The 18,924-nt window shown below is 37.7% G+C and carries 14 protein-coding genes; 13 read left to right on the top strand and 1 reads right to left on the bottom strand.

All coding sequences use genetic code 11. The annotated features are described in order from the left end of the window. The first annotated feature begins 105 nt into the window (after positions 1-105). Positions 106-1,104, top strand: coding sequence for a hypothetical protein (locus tag Q0972_RS08715; protein WP_299364929.1), 999 nt, complete (start codon positions 106-108; stop codon positions 1,102-1,104). Here Q0972_RS08715 and Q0972_RS08710 read toward each other — a convergent pair whose 3' ends face one another. Then, on the bottom strand, positions 1,105-1,494 hold the full coding sequence (locus tag Q0972_RS08710; protein ID WP_299364927.1) for an SPOR domain-containing protein: 390 nt from the start codon (positions 1,492-1,494) through the stop codon (positions 1,105-1,107). It lies immediately after the preceding gene. A gap of 211 nt (positions 1,495-1,705) precedes the next feature. Here Q0972_RS08710 and Q0972_RS08705 point away from each other — a divergent pair, with 211 nt between their 5' ends. The 12 genes from Q0972_RS08705 to queG all read left to right on the top strand — a co-directional run bounded on the left by Q0972_RS08705 (position 1,706) and on the right by queG (position 18,904). Further along, positions 1,706-3,007, top strand: a complete 1,302-nt coding sequence (locus Q0972_RS08705; protein ID WP_299364925.1) for a c-type cytochrome — start codon at positions 1,706-1,708, stop codon at positions 3,005-3,007. 27 nt (positions 3,008-3,034) lie between these two features. After that, positions 3,035-6,148, top strand: a complete 3,114-nt coding sequence (locus Q0972_RS08700; RefSeq protein WP_299364923.1) for a TAT-variant-translocated molybdopterin oxidoreductase — start codon at positions 3,035-3,037, stop codon at positions 6,146-6,148. A gap of 30 nt (positions 6,149-6,178) precedes the next feature. Beyond that, entirely contained in the window at positions 6,179-7,918 is a 1,740-nt protein-coding gene (gene nrfD / locus Q0972_RS08695) for an NrfD/PsrC family molybdoenzyme membrane anchor subunit (protein WP_299364921.1), read from the top strand. An 8-nt stretch (positions 7,919-7,926) separates the two neighbouring features. After that, on the top strand, positions 7,927-8,466 hold the full coding sequence (locus Q0972_RS08690) for a DUF3341 domain-containing protein (RefSeq protein WP_299364919.1): 540 nt from the start codon (positions 7,927-7,929) through the stop codon (positions 8,464-8,466). A gap of 1 nt (position 8,467) precedes the next feature. Next, the gene (locus tag Q0972_RS08685; protein WP_299364917.1) at positions 8,468-9,028 is read left to right on the top strand and encodes a cytochrome c; all 561 of its coding nucleotides are present in this window, start codon (positions 8,468-8,470) and stop codon (positions 9,026-9,028) included. Positions 9,029-9,049: 21 nt separating this feature from the next. Further along, positions 9,050-10,423 carry a quinol:cytochrome C oxidoreductase gene (locus Q0972_RS08680; RefSeq protein WP_299364915.1) on the top strand — a complete coding sequence of 458 codons (1,374 nt, stop codon included), beginning with the start codon at positions 9,050-9,052 and terminating at the stop codon, positions 10,421-10,423. Positions 10,424-10,447: 24 nt separating this feature from the next. Next, entirely contained in the window at positions 10,448-11,512 is a 1,065-nt protein-coding gene (locus Q0972_RS08675; RefSeq protein ID WP_299364913.1) for a cytochrome c oxidase subunit II, read from the top strand. Between the two features lie 28 nt (positions 11,513-11,540). Then, the gene (locus tag Q0972_RS08670; RefSeq protein ID WP_299364911.1) at positions 11,541-13,337 is read left to right on the top strand and encodes a cbb3-type cytochrome c oxidase subunit I; all 1,797 of its coding nucleotides are present in this window, start codon (positions 11,541-11,543) and stop codon (positions 13,335-13,337) included. Between the two features lie 240 nt (positions 13,338-13,577). After that, positions 13,578-14,600 carry a Holliday junction branch migration DNA helicase RuvB gene (gene ruvB, locus Q0972_RS08665; RefSeq protein WP_299364909.1) on the top strand — a complete coding sequence of 341 codons (1,023 nt, stop codon included), beginning with the start codon at positions 13,578-13,580 and terminating at the stop codon, positions 14,598-14,600. Between the two features lie 43 nt (positions 14,601-14,643). Next, a complete protein-coding gene (locus Q0972_RS08660) occupies positions 14,644-16,020 on the top strand; it encodes a cytochrome P450 (RefSeq protein WP_299364907.1) in 1,377 nt (458 codons plus the stop codon). Positions 16,021-16,304: 284 nt separating this feature from the next. After that, on the top strand, positions 16,305-17,645 hold the full coding sequence (locus Q0972_RS08655; protein WP_299364905.1) for a cytochrome c peroxidase: 1,341 nt from the start codon (positions 16,305-16,307) through the stop codon (positions 17,643-17,645). Positions 17,646-17,986: 341 nt separating this feature from the next. Continuing rightward, positions 17,987-18,904, top strand: a complete 918-nt coding sequence (gene queG, locus Q0972_RS08650) for a tRNA epoxyqueuosine(34) reductase QueG (RefSeq protein WP_299364903.1) — start codon at positions 17,987-17,989, stop codon at positions 18,902-18,904. Positions 18,905-18,924 lie beyond the last annotated feature (20 nt).

The raw sequence follows: 18,924 nt of genomic DNA, 5'->3' as shown, positions 1-18,924 counted from the left end.
TTACTAAAAGATATATTTGTCATTTCGAACGAATGTGGGAAATCTCAATTCTACAAACGGATAGAGTGAGATTCTTCACTTTGTTCTGAATGACATTTTTTTTAGATGCAACCAACAAAGAAATACCTTTACTATAAACCGGCAAAAAAATATGCTGAAGGGCTTCTAGATAGAAGATCTTGCTTAATGATTCTTTTAGCAGAAGCGAAGTTAAGCCAAAGAGTAGCCGTAGTTCCAAGATTTCAATTAGGATCGCATCACAACCATGGCAAGTTAATAGAAAGCTATCTTATAGGCGAGTATTTTGGTATAGACCGATTGGATGTTGACTGTATTTTTGAAGAAGATTTTCTTCCCATTCTAAAAGACATACCACAAGATAAAATACTTAATATTAACGATAAAAAAAGTGATAAAAAGTCGGATGCAAGAGTTATTGTCAGAGATCTAAAGGACGATAATTTTTGGAATTTAAAACTGTATGATGTTTTTGCTCTGGCAAAACTATATCACGGTGTAGGTGTCAAGTTCGTAATTCCCGAAGTCACTCCAACCCAATATATTAAAGTGCTTGGAGACAACATTTTAAGTCGTTTGCAAAGACCAATAATTGGTTTGCATCTTAGAAGAGGCGATCGTCTCAACAAAAGGTTGAATGACAGTATGAATGAGGATAAAATCCTTAGTAAACTAAGTGGGTTTAATTATAATTCTGTCTATTATGGTACAAACGACAGAACCTATAAAATCAATGATAAAAGGTTTTTTTCGAGTGAAGATTTTAAGGATATTCTAGGAGAAATCAAGGATAACTATTTATTGTTTGCTATTGAAATGTATGTTATAGATAATTGCGATATTTCAGTAAGAACATTTAACGATTCATCACCCTTTTATCATATTGTTGATGAAACAGATAAAAACTATGCCATTTGCAATTACAGCATGCATGGTTCAAACAATAGCTTCAAAAAAATACCCAAACAGTTTATTAAATGTACTTACGAAGATAAAACGAAAAACAATAGAAAAGCCTTTGTAAGACCTAGACCTTTTATTCCCAGATTGATTAAAACTATCGAACGAAGACTAAAACAAGTATAATTACTTCTTCTTTTTATCTAACTTAGGCTGAAAGATAATTGCATTCATATACTTTTTCTTAATCTTGGCTAAAGCTCGGTCAGCCTCTAAACGTGTGGCAAAATTACCGACCCAAACTTTGTAATTTGGCGTGTTCCAAACAATCTCAACAGGCCATTCGCCATATGCATTTAAGAAGTTTAATTTTTCGCGTTGGGCTTTATCGGGATCGACACTTTGATACACCTGAATCTTATAAATCTTTGTGGTTTTTATGTCCTTCTTGTATTCCAATAATTTGTCTATATCACTATCCTGATCAACGGTAACCTCACCTTGTTGTGCGTTGAGGTTAAGCGATAGCAATAATGCTGTAAATACAATAGTAAAATATCTAAGTTTTATGCTCATAATCATCTATTTTAATGCAAAGGTATGTTAATCAACGCAAACGCCTAAAAAATGTTATTTAGAATTAGTATAAATTATATATTAACACTTCTCTAAGATTTCTAAAATCGACTTTATGCCTTACTTTTGCATGAGTTTTTGGAAACATGACTTATGTCATATTTGTCTGAAAAAATCGTACCAAAGTTTAGAAGATAATTCAACTCAGAATATGAAACAGGTGATCTACCGAAATTTAACCTCTAAGATACTCAGTCTAGGTTTTATTTTATTACTTACGTTTTCAACCTCACTTAATGCCCAAGACGGCGGTCCGCAAGCGGGAGATCCAGCAAACGGAAAATCATTATTCAATGCCAATTGTGCGGCGTGTCACAAATTAGATAGAGACATGACTGGTCCAATGCTCCGTAATGTCGAAGCAAGATTGGCAGAAGAAGGTTTAGATAGAGAATGGATAAATGCGTGGATAAGAAATAGCTCGGCTTTAATCAAAGCTGGAGACGCTTATGCGGTTAAAATATACAATGAGTGGAACCAAACAGCAATGAATGCGTTTCCACAATTGAGCGATCAGGATATCTCAGATATTTTGGCGTATACAGCACAACCGCCTCCACTTCCTCCAACTCCTGAAGTAGGAGTTGCAACTGGAGAAACTGCTGGCAGCGGTATTTCAAACAATTTAATCCTTGGTGCTTTAGCTGTCTTATTTGCCTTATTGGCCATGGCCTTGATTTTAGTAAAACGTACTTTAAATCGTTTTGCTGAAGCCAAAGGTATTGAGGCAGTAGCGGAAACTAAAGGTAAACCTATCTGGAAAGCCTTTGTGGAAAACCAATTTTTAGTATTGGTTACAGCTATCTTCTTCCTATTGGCAAGTGCTTACTTTGTGTATGGTTATTTTATGCAAGTTGGTGTAGACCAGGGGTACGAGCCTGTGCAACCAATTCATTATTCGCACAGAATACACGCCGGTGACAATGGTATCGATTGTAAATATTGCCACTCTTCGGCAAGAGTGAGTAAGCACTCAGGGATTCCATCGCTAAATATTTGTATGAACTGTCATAAATCAATTGCAAATGTGGCACCAGAAACTTTAGCTGAAGGAAAAGCTGAATATGGCGTTGATTACGATGCTGAAATTCAGAAATTATATGAGGCCGTTGGTTGGGATGGAACAGCATATACTGGCGAGTCAAAACCAGTCAAATGGATTCGTATACATAACTTACCAGACTTTGCTTATTTTAACCACTCACAGCACGTATCTGTGGCTGGTGTTGAGTGTCAAACCTGTCATGGTCCAGTTGAAGAAATGGAAATCATGTACCAACACTCGCCATTAACTATGGGTTGGTGTATTAACTGTCACAGAGAGACCAATGTAAAGGTTAAGGACAATGAATACTATACAAAGATTCATGAAGAGTTATCTAAAAAGTATGGTGTAGAGCAATTAACTGCGGCACAGATGGGTGGGCTAGAATGTGGTAAGTGCCATTATTAATTTTAACAAGAAGTAATTCAGAATTATATGTCATCAAACAAGAAATACTGGAAAAGTGTTGAGGAGCTAAACGACAATAGCTCTATTGTTGAGACACTACAACAAAATGAATTTGTTGAGGAAATTCCAACAGATGAGTTTTTAGGTGATAAACAGGCGCTTGAGTCTTCATCAACATCACGACGTGATTTCTTAAAGTATGTTGGATTCAGTACGGCTGCGGCTTCATTGGCAGCTTGTGAAGGTCCAGTGATTAAGTCGATTCCTTATGTGGTTCAGCCAACAGAGATTGTTCCTGGTGTCGCTAATTATTACGCAACAACCATTGCCAATGGTTATGATTTTGCTAGTGTATTAGTGAAGACCAGAGAGGGACGACCAATTAAGATTGAAAATAATACAGATGCAGCAACTAATGGTATGGCAAATGCCAGAGTACATGCATCGGTTTTAGGGTTATACGATAACCTAAGAGTAAAAACACCAATGAAAGATGGTGCTTCAATCTCTTGGGATACCTTTATGTCTGAAACAACTTCGAAGTTAAACGGACTGGCAGATGGTAAGCAAATTGTATTCTTAACATCAACATTACCAAGTCCATCAACTCATAAATTAATTGCTGAGTTTACAGAGAAGTATGGTAATGTAAAGCATGTGGCTTATGATGCTATTTCAGAATCGGCAACCTTAGATGCTTACGAAGCTAAGTACGGTAAAAGAGGAATGGCCAACTATGATTTTTCCAAAGCAAAGACCATAGTATCAGTTGGTGCTGATTTCTTAGGCGATTGGCAAGGTGGCGGGTTTGAGTCTGGATATTCCAAAAAGCGTATTCCAGATCATGGTAAAATGTCGCGCCATATTCAGTTTGAATCAAATATGTCATTAACTGGTGCCAATGCAGATAAGCGTGTGCCAATAACACCAAGTCAACAGAGAAAAGTGTTGGCAAAATTGCATAGTCTCATTGTTGGAGGTGCAGTATCGGTTGATTTGCCAGAAAACATATTAGAAGCTGTACAGAAAGCTGCTAGTGAAATAAAGAAAGCTGGAAGCAATGCTGTAGTAATTACTGGCATTCAAGATGTTAATGCACAAACGGTTGCATTAGAAATCAATGAGCACTTAAGTAGTAAAGCATTCGATACTGACACAACCATATTAACTAGACAAGGAAGTGATAAGGCTGTGATGCAGCTTATTGCTGATATGAAAATGGGTAATGTTGGAGCACTCATCATAAATGGTGTCAACCCAATGTACACTTTACCTAATGCATCAGATTTCAAAGAAGGTCTAGATAAAGTAGAATTGTCTGTTGCGTTCTCTATGAAGAGCGACGAAACAGCTTCAAATTGCAATTACATTGCAGCAGTACCCCATAACCTAGAATCTTGGGGAGATTTTGAATTCAAGTCTGGTCATTACTCAATGATGCAGCCAACCATTCGCCCATTATTCGACACAAAACAATTTCAGGAAGTGTTGTTGGCATGGAATGGAAATAACACATCATATAGAGATTATTTAAAATCTGTTTGGACAACAGAAATTCTTGACGGGACTTCATTTAATAAAGCTGTTCAAGATGGTGTTTTTGTAAGTTCTTCGTCTGCTGATACTGGAACTACAGAAGATACGTCTTCTTCTGAAACTGATGAAGAAGCAACCGAAACCCAAAGCGGAAATGCGGCAAGGGCTCTTGCTAGTTCCTCAAAGTCTAGTGGTATGGAATTATCATTGTATGCCAAAACAGGTATGGGTGATGGGCAACAAGCCAATAATCCATGGTTGCAAGAATTCCCAGATCCTATAACAAGAACTAGTTGGGATAATTATCTAACAGTGTCTAGAGCTGATGCTGAATCATTAGGTTTAACCAATGAAAATGTAGCTAATGGTGGCTTAAATGGTAGTTACGCTAAGGTTACAGTTAATGGTGTTACTGTTGAAAACGTACCAGTCATTATTCAACCAGGTCAGGCTAAAGGTTCTGTTGGTTTGGCATTTGGTTACGGAAGAACTTCAGATGCACTTAAAAACGAAATGAAAACAGGCGTTAATGCCTATCCATTATACCAAGACTTTAATACGGTACAAAACGTTACTGTTGAGAAATCTTCTGGCACGCATGAGTTCGCTTGTGTACAGTTGCACAATACCTTAATGGGTCGTGGAGATATCATTAAGGAAACGAGCTTAGAGATATTTAACACAAAAGATAAAGAATATTGGAATGCTATACCAAAAGTATCCAAAGATCACATAGAAACTCCTGTAACCTCTCCAGATGTAGATTTATGGGAATCATTCGATCGCTCAATAGGTCACCATTTTAACTTGTCAATTGACTTAAATGCTTGTACGGGATGTGGTGCTTGTGTTATTGCTTGTCATGCAGAAAATAATGTTCCTGTAGTTGGAAAGTCTGAAATGAGACGAAGTAGAGATATGCACTGGTTGCGTATTGACAGATACTATTCATCTCAAGAGTCGTTTGAGGGCGATAATGAGAAGAAAGACAATATTTCTGGTTTAGGAAGTTCGTTAAGTGAATTTGGCGAAATGGAGAGTCCTGCAGATAATCCGCAAGTCGCTTTCCAACCAGTAATGTGTCAACACTGTAATCATGCACCTTGCGAAACGGTTTGTCCTGTTGCTGCAACTGCACATGGTCGTCAAGGTCAAAACCACATGGCGTATAACCGTTGTGTAGGTACAAGATATTGTGCTAACAACTGTCCTTACAAAGTACGTCGTTTCAATTGGTTCTTATACAGCCAAAATGATGAGTTTGATTACTACATGAACGATGATTTAGGACGTATGGTACTCAACCCTGATGTTACGGTAAGATCTCGTGGTGTGATGGAGAAATGTTCTATGTGTATCCAAAAAACACAGAAAACAATTCTAGATGCCAAGCGTGAGGGCCGTCCAGTTAAAGATGGAGAATTCCAAACAGCATGTTCAGCAGCTTGTGGAAATGGTGCGATGGTATTTGGAGACATTAATGATAAAGAGAGTAAAATAGCTGAATTAAAAGAAGATAATAGAGCATATCACTTATTAGAGCATGTCGGTACAAAACCAAATGTAGTGTACCAGACTAAAGTGAGAAATACAGCTGAAGCATAAAATTAAAATTAAAGAATCAATTATATAATTATGGCGTCTCATTACGAAGCACCTATTAGAAGACCTTTAGTTACCGGAGAAAAATCGTATCACGATGTTACCGTAGACGTAGCAAGACCGGTAGAAGGCAAAGCAAACAAAGCTTGGTGGATAGTTTTCAACATCTCTTTGGTTGCATTCCTTTGGGGAATAGGTTGTATTATTTACACCATTTCAACTGGTATTGGAGTTTGGGGTCTTAATAAGACCGTAAACTGGGCCTGGGATATTACTAACTTCGTTTGGTGGGTTGGTATTGGTCATGCAGGGACACTTATTTCTGCAGTACTTTTACTTTTCCGTCAAAAGTGGAGAATGGCAATTAACCGTTCTGCTGAAGCGATGACGATTTTCTCGGTAATACAAGCGGGTCTATTTCCGATTATTCACATGGGTCGTCCATGGTTAGCATATTGGGTATTGCCAATCCCTAACCAATTTGGGTCGTTATGGGTTAACTTTAATTCGCCATTACTTTGGGACGTATTTGCAATTTCTACATATTTATCAGTATCCTTAGTATTCTGGTGGACAGGATTGTTGCCAGATTTCGCTATGATCAGGGATAGAGCAGTTAAGCCCTTCCAAAAGAAAATATATTCTTTATTAAGTTTCGGATGGTCAGGTAGAGCAAAAGATTGGCAACGTTTTGAAGAAGTATCATTGGTACTAGCTGGTTTAGCAACACCTCTTGTACTTTCTGTACATACCATTGTATCGTTTGATTTTGCCACATCAGTTATACCAGGTTGGCATACTACGATTTTCCCACCGTATTTCGTTGCAGGTGCAATTTTCTCAGGATTTGCTATGGTAAATACACTTCTTATTATCATGAGAAAAGTATGTAACCTTGAAGACTATATTACAGTACAGCACATTGAGTTAATGAACATCGTTATCATGATTACGGGTTCAATAGTGGGTGTGGCTTATATCACTGAGTTATTTATAGCTTGGTACTCTGGAGTAGAATATGAACAGTATGCATTCTTAAACAGAGCAACTGGTCCTTACTGGTGGGCTTACTGGGCAATGATGACCTGTAACGTATTCTCGCCTCAGTTTATGTGGTTTAAGAAACTTAGAACAAGCATTATGTTCTCATTCTTTATCTCAATTGTAGTAAACATAGGGATGTGGTTTGAGCGTTTTGTAATTATCGTAACGTCGTTACATAGAGATTACTTACCATCATCATGGACGATGTTCTCACCAACATTTGTGGATATAGGAATCTTTATCGGAACCATAGGATTCTTTTTTGTATTATTCTTATTGTACTCGAGAACATTCCCTGTAATTGCACAAGCAGAGGTAAAGACAATTTTAAAGTCATCAGGTGAGCGATATAAGCGTTTAAGAGAAAGCGGTGAAAGTTTAGTGGGCACAGGAGCCGACGAAAGAACTTCTAATGTTGGAGCAGCTGCAATAATCACAGAATCGAGTTCAAATGATTCGGTTGATAATTCTGAAAAAGTTAGCGATTTATTGGGAACGATAGGATCGTTTGATGCAGCATCAGAAACTGCCGATGATCTTAAGAAGATTAATGGTGTAGGTCCTAAAATGGAAGAGGTACTTAACAGTATTGGTATATACACATTCTTACAGGTAAGTAAGATGACAAAAAGAGAATATGATTTGTTAGATTCAATCACAGGGTCTTTCCCAGGAAGGGCAGAGCGCGATGATTGGGCAGGGCAAGCAAAGAATTTATTAAATAACTAATATAGTATATGGAAGCTTCAAAAGTAATTCATGCTATTTATACAGATGATGATGTTTTAATGTCTGCCGTAAAAAAGGTAAAGGCCGAAAAACATCACATCGAAGAAATATATACGCCTTTTCCTGTTCATGGGTTGGACAAGGCCATGGGCTTAGCACCAACACGTATTGCAATTACATCGTTTATGTATGGCTGCGTTGGTTTAACAGTAGCTATTGTTATGATGAATTTCATCATGATTAAAGATTGGCCTCAAGATATAGGAGGTAAACCAAGCTTTAGTTATTTAGAGAATATGCCCGCTTTTGTACCAATTATGTTTGAGCTTACCGTATTTTTTGCGGCGCATTTAATGGTAATTACATTTTATTTAAGAAGTAGAATGTGGCCATTTAAGAAAGCTGAGAATCCAGACCCAAGAACAACAGATGATCATTTCTTGATGGAAATTGCTGTTCATGACAATGAGAATGAATTAACGTCATTGTTACAGAAAACAGGAGCAGTTGAAATAAATTTAGTTGATAAAGACGAAGATGCACATTAGTATGAAAATAGCATTAAAATATATCGCAGTATTAGTAATGTTGGTAGGTTTCGTGTCTTGCCAAAAGAATTCTAGGCCAAACTATCAATACATGCCTAACATGTATGAGCCTGTTGGCTATGAAACTTATCAAGAGTCAGATGCCTTTGCAAATGGCGTTGAGGCACAATTACCAGCCGAAGGTACTATTCCAAGAGGTGATTTTATGCCTTATGAAATTGAGGATACTAATGAAGGCTATGAAGAGGCAAAGACAAATTTAGTGAGTCCTTTAGACTCTACAATGGTCGATTATGACGAAGGCAAAATCTTGTACGACATTTACTGTGGAATTTGCCATGGGACAAAAGGAAATGGAAAAGGAAAATTGGTTGAGCGCGAAAAAATATTGGGAGTTCCTAGTTATGATGACCCAGGAAGAGCGATCACCACAGGTAGTATTTATCATGTTATTTATTACGGTAAAAATACCATGGGTTCATACGCTAACCAATTAAACGAAAGTGAGCGTTGGCAAGTAGTGGCTTATGTTGAAAAACTAAAAGCAGATTTAGAAAAATAAGATTTAGATAAAGATTATATAATGGAATATAAAATTTCAAATCGATTAAGAATAGCTGCCATTATAATGATGGCTCTGGGCTTGATTGGTGTTACTTCAGGTTTTTTATCAGCCAATAGCGTTAAGACAGTTGAAGACGTAAAGGTACTTCTAGCAGAAGAGGCGCATCATGGTCATGGTGATGCCCATGCTGCAGATCATCATGGAGAAAGCCATAACGAAGAAGGACACCACGGCGCTTCGCATGACGAAGCTCATGGCGCTCATGCTGATGAAGGTCACCACATGAGTCATGAAGAGCATGTACTGCACCAAATTCATAACAGACCTTGGGCAGCATTGTATGTTGGCGCATTCTTTTTCTTTATGATTGCACTTGGTGTATTGGCATTTTACGCTATTCAATATGCATCTCAGGCAGGCTGGTCTCCAGTCTTGTTCAGAGTAATGGAAGGTATTACGGCTTACATGTTACCCGGTGCTATAATTGTACTTCTAATAGCAGTTGCTTCTGGCACTATAGGCCATTATAACATTTTTGTTTGGATGAACCCAGAAGTTGTTGAGCACGATAAATTGATTCAAGGGAAATCGGGCTACCTTAATATGACCTGGTTTATCGTAAGAGGTATAATTTTTATCTCTGGCTGGGCATTGTATAGACATTTCTCAAGAAAATTCTCCATTGCTCAGGATAGCGCTGACGACAATAAAAACTTTAAAAAGAACTTTAGAATCTCAGCAGCGTTCTTAGTTTTCTATATCTACACAGAATCTATGATGGCTTGGGATTGGGTAATGAGTGTTGATCCACACTGGTTTAGTACATTATTCGGTTGGTATGTATTCGCAAGTATGTTTGTAAGTGGTATTACCGTAATAGCAATGATAACCATCTACCTAAAATCTAAAGGCTTATTAGAATTTGTTAATGATAGCCATATCCATGATTTAGCAAAATTTATGTTTGGTATTAGTATATTCTGGACATATTTATGGTTCTCTCAATTTATGTTAATCTGGTATTCAAACATTCCAGAAGAGGTCACTTACTTCGTTACACGAATTGAGCATTATAAGTTACCATTCTTTGGAATGCTAGCCTTGAATTTCATTTTCCCACTGCTATTATTAATGAATAGCGATTACAAGCGAATTAACTGGTTTGTGATTATGACCGGAATTATAATTCTTTGCGGACATTACCTAGATGTATTCAACTGGATTATGCCAGCTACAGTAGTAGACAGATGGTTTATCGGTATGCCAGAAATTGGCGCTATACTGTTGTTTGGAGGTCTTTTCTTACTTGTAGTATTTACGGCTTTAGGAAAGGCGCCATTATTAGCAAAAGGAAACCCATTTATGAAAGAAAGCAAACACTTTCATTATTAATATTAAAATAGAACAGAAACGATAATGACAGCTTTATTAACTATTATAATTGTACTTTTTGTGGCTATTGCCCTCTGGCAAATGGTTAAGATTTTTGATTTAGCCCAAGTAGGTGCTTCAAATTCACAAATTGCGGATGATAAAGACAATAGAATCAATGGCTATTTAATGATAGGATTTTTAATTTTTATCTATGCCATTACTATCGTAAGTTTTATATATCTAGGCGATCTTCCACTAGTATCTAATTCGGCATCGGAGCATGGACCAGGAATAGATAACTTAATGATCATCTCTATGGTGGTTATTTTTATAGTTCAAATAGTGACTCAATTTTTGCTTCACTATTTTGCTTTTAAATACAAAGGAGAAAAAGGAAGAAAAGCACTATTCTATGCAGATAACAATACCTTAGAAGCTGTTTGGACAGGTATACCTGTAATCGTTCTGGCAGGTCTAATTATATATGGTCTTTTTACTTGGAATGACATTATGACGATTGATGAAGAAGAAGATCCAATGATTATAGAATTATATGCCCAACAGTTTAACTGGAAAGCTAGATATGGTGGGGATGATAATGTTCTTGGTAAAGCCAACGTGAGATTAATCGATCTAGATAGAGCTAACATCTTAGGTGTGGATGAAGACGACCCAAATGCACAAGACGATGTAATTGTAACTGAACTTCATTTGCCAAAAGGACGACCAGTATTATTTAAAATGCGTTCTCAGGATGTATTACATTCCGCATACATGCCGCATTTTAGAGCACAAATGAATTGTGTTCCAGGTATGGTTACACAATTTGCTTTTACGCCCACGGTCACTACTGAAGAAATGCGACAAACTCAAGATATGAAAGATAAGGTTCAAAATATAAATAAAATTAGAGCCGAAAAGAGTAAAGAATTAACTGCAAATGGGGAAGAAGCTTTAGAGCCATATGAGTTTGATTACCTATTGTTATGTAATAAAATCTGCGGAAAGTCGCATTATAACATGCAAATGAAGATTGTTGTTGAAACAGAGGAAGAGTTTAATGCTTGGATAAAGGAACAAAAAACATTTGCAAATTCATTAAATTAGTAAAAAAAAACAGAAAAAGAAATAGATTATGTCAGCAACAGTAGATACACACGTACACGACGACCACGACGTACATCACCATAAAGAAACTTTTGTAACTAAATACATATTTAGTCAAGATCATAAAATGATTGCAAAGCAGTATTTAATTACTGGTGTAATCATAATGGGTATAATAGGGATCATGATGTCTTTGCTGATACGTATGCAAATTGCGTGGCCAGAGCAATCAAATGTCATATTTAAAGCCTTGTTAGGAAAATGGGCACCAGAAGGTGTTATGGATGCCGATATTTATTTAGCCTTAGTAACCATACATGGAACCTTAATGGTTTTCTTTGTACTTACGGCTGGTTTGAGTGGTACATTTAGTAACCTATTAATTCCGCTACAGCTTGGTGCTAGGGATATGGCTTCCGGATTCCTTAATATGATATCGTATTGGTTATTCTTTTTATCATGCGTTATTATGATAGCCTCATTTTTTGTGGAGTTTGGTCCTGCAGCCGCAGGATGGACGATATACCCACCGTTAAGTGCATTGCCTATGGCACAGCCAGGTTCTGGAGCGGGTATGACCTTGTGGTTAGTATCTATGGCCATATTTATTGCGTCTTCACTATTGGGGTCATTAAACTACATTGTAACGGTATTAAACTTACGTACTAAGGGTATGTCGATGACGAGAATGCCACTAACTATTTGGGCGTTTTTCATCACGGCAGTCATTGGTGTAATTTCATTCCCCGTATTATTATCTGCAGCATTATTACTGATAATGGATAGAAGTTTTGGTACATCATTCTTCTTATCGGATATTTTTATTCAAGGTGAAGTTTTACACTATCAAGGAGGTTCGCCAGTATTATTTGAACATTTGTTTTGGTTCCTTGGTCACCCAGAAGTATACATCGTATTATTGCCAGCATTAGGAATAACATCAGAAATTATTGCTACAAATTCTAGAAAGCCAATATTTGGTTATCGTGCTATGGTCTTGTCTATTTTGGCTATTGCATTTTTATCAACCATAGTTTGGGGACACCACATGTTTATCTCTGGGATGAACCCATTCTTAGGATCGGTATTCACGTTTACAACATTGCTAATTGCTATTCCGTCTGCGGTTAAAGCATTTAATTACATAACCACACTCTGGAAGGGTAACTTGCAAATGAACCCTGCAATGCTATTCTCAATAGGATTGGTATCTACATTCATTACTGGAGGTTTAACAGGAATTATTTTAGGGGATAGTGCATTAGACATTAATGTACATGATACCTATTTTGTAGTGGCTCACTTCCACCTAGTGATGGGTATATCGGCTTTATATGGTGTATTTGCAGGAATTTACCATTGGTTCCCTAAGATGTTTGGACGTATGATGAACAAAAATCTAGGGTATATACATTTTTGGATAACGGCAATTTGTGCATATGGTGTCTTTTTTCCAATGCACTTTATAGGTATGGCTGGTCTGCCAAGACGTTACTACACCAATTCTAATTTCCCATTATTTGATGATACTGCAAACACACAAGTCGTAATAACTATGTTTGCCCTTGTAGCAGGTCTTGCTCAAATAGTATTTTTATACAATTTCATTAGTAGTATATTCTATGGAAAGAAAGCAGAACAAAACCCATGGAGATCAAATACGCTAGAGTGGACAGCTCCAGTAAAGCATATGCACGGAAACTGGCCTGGTGCAATCCCTCATGTATATCGTTGGCCTTACGATTATAGCAAGCCAGGACATGAAGAAGATTTTGTGCCTCAAAATGTACCTATGAAAGAAGGAGAAGAAGAGCTGCATCATTAGACAATGCCTGCGAAAGTAGGGCACCTCTCTTTAGAAATATTGAAAAGACCTTTGGATAGCGCCTATAGTTTCCAAAGGTCTTTTTATTTATATTTGTTGGGCTACTTTGTCATTTCGAATCGTCACACTAAGCCTAGCTGTGATGAACATTGGTCACTGAGCGTAGCCGAAGCATCGAAGAGTCGTTATAGAATCTTTATTGTTTAATTAAATAGGATTCCTGCTTTCGCAGGAAGTATCATGAACGAAAACCTAAATCCATCTAACGAAAATTTCAGTCCGGAAGAGCTCGATGTTGAAAAAAAATTGAGACCCTTAACTTTTGAGGACTTTACAGGTCAAGATCAAGTGCTGGAAAATCTATTGGTTTTTGTAAAAGCAGCAAATCTTAGGGAAGAAGCTTTAGACCATACACTGTTTCATGGGCCGCCCGGATTGGGAAAAACAACTTTAGCCCACATTTTAGCCAATGAATTAGATGTAAATATTAAAGTGACTTCCGGTCCTGTTTTAGACAAACCAGGAGATCTCGCAGGCTTACTGACCAACCTTGAAGACAGAGATGTACTTTTTATTGATGAGATTCATCGTTTAAGCCCTATAGTGGAAGAATATCTATACTCTGCTATGGAAGACTATAAGATTGATATTATGATCGAGTCTGGCCCCAATGCCAGAACCGTTCAAATCAACTTAAGTCCTTTTACTCTTGTTGGCGCAACGACGCGTTCGGGATTATTAACAGCGCCCATGCGAGCACGCTTTGGCATTAGTAGTCGCTTACAATACTATAAAACGGATTTGCTCACGACCATTGTGCAACGTAGTGCTTCAATTTTGAAGGTTCCTATTACCATGGAAGCTGCCATTGAGATAGCAGGGCGAAGCCGCGGCACACCACGTATAGCGAATGCCTTACTGAGACGTGTTAGGGATTTTGCCCAAATTAAAGGCAATGGCAAAATAGATATCGAAATTGCAAAGTTTGCACTTAAAGCCTTAAATGTAGATGCACATGGTTTGGACGAAATGGACAATAAAATTCTAACGACAATTATCGATAAGTTTAAGGGAGGACCGGTTGGTATCACCACTTTGGCAACAGCAGTTAGCGAAAGCGCCGAAACCATAGAAGAGGTTTACGAACCCTTTTTAATTCAACAGGGTTTTATAATGCGTACACCTCGTGGGCGCGAAGTTACCGAACAAGCCTATAAGCATTTAGGTAAAATTAAAGGGCCTACGCAAGGAGGCCTCTTTTGACACCCGTTGTAATGTTGAAGTCGTTTTAGCCCCCTGTTACCACATGGATAGTGATCAAAAAATAGCTACTGTTCCGTTAACTACATTTTTAAAGCACAGTTTTAAAATTGTAAAAAATCCACTGCCATTTCATCATAAAAACTTTGAAGAAAAAGGCGATATATTTTGTTTGAATTTAGGCTTTATCACTAAGGTCTATTTTTGCAGGGATGCGAATTTTGCAGAATATGTACTTCAGAAAAATCAAAAGAACTATACAAAATCAAAGATTCAGACCAAAGATTTAGTCAAGTATGTTGGTAAAGGGCTATTAACCTCAGAAGGAGAACATTGGCGTAAACAACGCAAGCTCATTCAACCAGCTTTTCATAAAAAACATCTCGAAACGTTATTAGATACCATTCAAACGGCCATACAGTTTGAGTATCAAAACATCACAGAAAATGAAACTTTGGATATTTTTCCCAACATCACAGAAAATGAAACTTTGGATATTTTTCCCATACTCAATAATTTGGCATTTCAAACGGTAGTGAAATCCTTGTTTAGTAGTGCAGTTGACCAAGATCAAATTGCGCGCTTGCAATACATTACAGAGGCGGCTCAAAAAATGTTGGTTAAAGAATTGCGTCAACCCTATTTGCGATGGTGGTTTAATTTCAACGGGACAATAAAAAAGTATATTGACCTTACGTTGGAGGCTAGACAGATGTTAAAGCAAATTGTAAAGCAACGGCAAGAATCTGGTACTAGACAAGGCGACTTACTCGATTTGTTGCTAGAAGCCCAATATGATGATGGCAGTTCTATGGAAGAAGAACAACTCATTGATGAGATTTTGATTCTCTTTACAGCTGGGCACGAGACCACATCTAACGCACTAACGTTTACCTTTCAGCTTTTAGCACAACATCCCGAATGGCAAGACAAGATTTACGACGAAATTTCACAAGTCAATGCCCAAACTACCCATCTGATGGAAAGGGTTATGGCATCCAGAGTGTGCCAGCAAGTCATCGAAGAATCCATGCGCTTATATCCACCAGCTTACTTTTTGGATCGTGTGAATAAAACAAACGATAGCTTTAATGGCTTTGAATTCAAAGCAGGCTCTAATCTTTTGTTTTCGGTTTTTGAGATACATCGACATTCGAAATATTGGGACGATCCAGATAAATTCTTACCAGAGCGTTTTGCAGATGGCAGTAGAACCTATTCTTCCCATTATTTTCCTTTTGGTGCAGGACCGAGAAAATGCATCGGAAACAACTTTGCAATGTTCGAGATGATTATCGCTGTAAGAGAATTGATTTCAAACTATTATATCAAGGCAGAGTTTGAAGAAATTGATATGACGCCTCTTATAACACTAAAGCCTAAAAATGCGCTATTGAGATTCAAGCCACGAGATGTTAATTAGCGCTAACAATATTTAAGCCGTTCAATGTCACTTCGAGTGGCACACTAGTAGCTTGATGCACTTAGACTCCGTTGAGCGACCACCTTCAGTACACTCCGATTGACAAAAATTTCTTATCCAATAGTCACACCAATCAAACATTGAAACACCATGAATTCGGTGTTAGTTCATCGATAATTTTTGCACCTTACATTAATTCAACTAATTTTTTGAATGTTTATCTATTTAGGCATATGGCGGAGAAAGTTGAAATTATATTTGAAAATACATAAAGCTTTCAAATCATGAATCACCTACGAATCAAGTTATTATACCTATTTGCATTAATTGCTTTCATGTCTTGTAATACCGATAAGGACAATTACGAGGACATATCCAGTGGTACCGAATTAGAAAACCGAATTATCGAATTATACGGTTCTAAATCCGATTTAATTCAACCTTTAGAAACCGATTACCTTTCAATTCCAAGCGATATCAACAATCCTATCACAGAAGCAAAAGTAGAATTGGGAAAATTGTTGTATCATGAAACCATGATAGGCTCTGATCCTAAAATGAATGAAGGGATGTACACCTATTCTTGTGCGAGCTGCCATCATGTAGATGCAGGGTTCCAAAGTGGTATTAAGCAAGGTATTGGTGATGGCGGACTAGGTTTTGGATCACATGGCGAAGGCCGAATAAAAAATGCACTTTACGCAGAGGCGGATTTAGATGTACAGCCTATTAGAACACCTACAACGCTTAATGTAGCATTTCAGGAAGTGATGCTGTGGAACGGACAGTTTGGTGCTGTAGGGCCAAATGAAGGCACCGAATCCCAATGGACGGTTGGCACACCTAAAGAAACCAATAATTTTGGCTTTGAAGGTGTAGAAATACAAGCCATTGCAGGTATGGATGTACACCGTTTGGTGATCATCCCAGAAGAAATTATCAATTCGTCATACAAAGATTTATTTGATGTGGCTTTCCCAGACATCGATGAAAGTGAGCGCTACACTAAACTCTATGCATCGCTTGCTATTGCAGCTTATGAAAGAACACTATTGCCAAATCAATCGCCGTTTCAGCGATGGTTAAGAGGCGATGATGATGCCATGAACGATGCCGAAATAGAAGGCGCCAAATTGTTTTTTGATAAGGCACAATGTTTTAGCTGCCATTCAGGGCCAGCGTTAAACGATATGAATTTCCATGCCCTTGGCATGCAAGACCTTGAAGGCGCTGAAATACTAACCACTATTGATGAAGCGACTAAAAAAGGAAGAGGTGGATTTACAGGCAATTCAGACGACGATTATAAATTTAAGACACCACAGTTGTACAATCTAAAAGATGTAGGTTTCTTTGGTCATGGTGGAAGTTTTGAAACTGTTAAGGAAGTTGTGGAATATAAGAATGAAGCCATTGTCGAAAATGACATAGTCCCCGCAGATAAGTTATCTTCACTATTTGTGCCGTTAAATTTAACGGAGACCGAAATAGACCAAATCACATTATTTTTAGAAAACGCCTTATACGACGATAATTTGCAACGTTATGTGCCCGAAACGTTACCATCGGGTAACTGTTTTCCTAATGCAGATTATATGTCGTCTTCAGATTTAGGTTGCGACTAGATTTATTTTTCAGCTTCTGTAAGGTTTTTGCATAGGGGCTGTCATTTCGAATCTTTCGACTCTAGTTTACCCTGAGCGTGTCACACTGAGCTTGTCGAAGTGCAGTCGAAGGAGGCAAGACAGGCTAAAGTGAGAAACCGAAGGTTCAGCGTAGCTAAATCTCATCATGCATCAAAATTATGAAATGCCCTGCCTAGCCGTTAGGCAGGCTCTTTGTGTCTCATTTGGAATGACAATCCAAACTCCAAAAAGAATTTCATTCTTAGTTTAAAACTGTAGATTTCTAGTTCATAGTGGTTTATTAAAAATAGTATTGTAATTTAGTTCTTTTAAGCGCTAAATTGAACAAAACAAAGTATACACAGTTAATAAAAGCCGAAGCAAAACGCCTTGGCTTTTTGTCTTGTGGTATTAGTAAGGCGGAGTTTTTGGAAGAAGAGGCGCCAAGGCTTGAAGCATGGCTCAACAAGAATATGCACGGCGAAATGCGTTATATGGAAAACCATTTCGATAAGCGCCTCGACCCTACCTTACTGGTCGAAGATTCTAAAAGTGTAGTTTCCCTATTGTTGAACTACTATCCTAGCGAAGTACAAACAACAGAAAGCTATAAGCTGTCTAAGTACGCTTATGGTACGGATTACCACTTCGTTATTAAAGACAAGCTCAAATCGCTTTTAGCCTTTATTAAAGACGAAATAGGAGATGTTCATGGCCGTGCATTTGTGGATTCTGCGCCTGTATTGGATAAAGCTTGGGCTGCAAAGTCTGGATTGGGATGGATAGGCAAGCACAGCAACCTGCTAACCCAACAAGTAGGCTCATTTTATTTTATAGCAGAGTTAATTATCGATTTGGAGTTAGACTACGACACACCGGTTACGGATCACTGTGGGACTTGTACGGCCTGTATTGATGCTTGCCCAACAGAGGCCATTGTAGAACCTTATCTAGTAGATGGAAGCAAATGCATTTCGTATTTCACGATTGAGTTGAAGGACAATATTCCAAGTGAATTTAAAGGCCAGTTTGACAATTGGATGTTTGGTTGCGATATATGTCAAGACGTTTGTCCGTGGAATCGGTTTTCTAAACCACATAGCGAACCCTTGTTTAATCCACATCCTGAGTTGTTGAGCATGACCAAAAAGGATTGGGAAGAGATTACAGAAGAGACCTTTAGGCAGGTATTTAAAAAATCAGCGGTAAAACGTACTAAATTCTCTGGTTTAAAGCGGAATATTAACTTTCTTCAATAAAGGTTTAGATAAAAATATTC

This window comes from Winogradskyella sp., from assembly GCF_028282165.1.
Classification (GTDB): Bacteria; Bacteroidota; Bacteroidia; order Flavobacteriales; family Flavobacteriaceae; genus Winogradskyella.
This window is presented reverse-complemented; position numbering and strand designations above follow the sequence as displayed.